General features: G+C 42.3%; 2 protein-coding genes. One reads left to right on the top strand and one right to left on the bottom strand.

What is annotated here, in order from left to right:
• Window positions 1-825, top strand: an 825-nt coding sequence (locus tag ACS8FD_RS14155) for a regulatory protein RecX (protein WP_439276334.1), incomplete at its 5' end; no start/stop codon positions are given.
• A gap of 125 nt (window positions 826-950) precedes the next feature.
• Here ACS8FD_RS14155 and ACS8FD_RS14150 read toward each other — a convergent pair.
• Window positions 951-1,553: YidB family protein (locus ACS8FD_RS14150; RefSeq protein WP_439276333.1), on the bottom strand; the 603-nt coding region annotated here is incomplete at its 5' end.

Genomic DNA, 1,553 nt, shown 5'->3' with positions numbered 1-1,553 from the left:
CGTTTTCATCCAGCGGCTAACTTTGAACCTGAACCTAATACAGTACCTACCTATCAGCCGCCTAAAGCGCAAAGTATTAAAGAGATACTGGCAGAGGTTAAAAGTGATGTTCATGAAACTAATATAGACGATAAGTCTGACATAGAAGCCAAGTCAGCTGTAAATTACAGTAGTGACGATACAATTAATCATAATAACGAAGACAGCAAAGTAGATAGTCAAGCGGATAACTTACCATCTGCGTTAAAAGCCTACTTACGCACGCCTGAGCAGCGACAAGCAGATATCGATGCCATCAAAGCTGAGAGCCGCTTACGCTGGTTGGCCTTCTATTATCTCTCACGCCGCGAATATGGCAAAGCTGAGTTAAAGCAAAAGCTACTGGATAAAGAGCAAGATCCTGACAAAATCGATGCGCTGCTTGATGAGTTTGAGGAAAAAGGCTATCAAAGTGATTATCGTACGACCTTAATGCTAATTCGAGAAAGCATTCGTAAAGGTCGTGGACGCGGACGTATCAAGCAAGAGTTTTATCGTAAAAAAGTTGAGATGCCAAGCAATATAGATGAGCTTATTGATATGGCAAATGCAGAGTCTGATGAGTTCAGTGAGTTTATAGATGATAGTGCAGACAATTTGGTTGAAGGCGTGGATTGGCTAAAGCTAGCAGTGGTCGCTCGTACCAAAAAGTATGGTAATAACATCCCTACTGAACAAAAAGACAAGGCACGCCAACTACGGTTTTTGCAGTATCGTGGATTTAAGAGCGACATCTGCTTTGCCGCGCTCAACTATACGCTAGAAACGTTAGATGAACGCTTTTAACTGGCTTTTGTAGTCAACTTACTACTTATTGTTTGAAACAAAAACGGTCAAAAAAAAGAGCACGTTATTAAATGTACTCTTTTTTAGACTAAAACATGGCGTATTAAAACTGGAAAATACTTGTCTTATTTCAACGTGCCAAGACGACTAGATAATTGGCTAACAATCTGGTCTATCTCTTGATTGGCCTCTGATTCATTATCTAAGTTGCCATGCGGTGTTAATTGATTAAAAACCTCTGGTAACAGCTCAGCCAGACCTTGACGTACTTCTACATCATTAGCACCAGTATGCGCAGCGACTTGTTGAATTTCTTTTTCATCAAATAAACGATTGATGTCATTAGGGTCTAAATTATCATTAAGCTCGTGGTTACTCATCCAAGAGCGCGCTTGGTTGTCATAACCCATACCTGTAACTTTAGATAGCGCGCCACTAAGTCCACCATTACGTTGAATCCAGCTAAGCACCATAGGCATAAGAGCTGCAACTAACATACCCTTACCACCAAAGCCGCCTCTAGTACGCTGACCGCCTAACACACCACCTAATATATCACCCAGCCCACCTGCACCAGAAGTGATACCGCCGCGCTGACCACCACCAGTCAAGCCGCCTAAGATATCATCTAAACCCAAACCATTATCTGACTGAAGGTCATATTGTTGCGGATTATACTCACGTGTCTGGTTGCGACTACCCGTTAATACGCCGCCCAAAATATCGCC

The sequence above is a fragment of the Psychrobacter sp. 1U2 genome (assembly GCF_051847575.1).
Note: the sequence above shows the minus strand (reverse complement) of the source record. Positions and strands in the feature narration are given on the sequence as shown.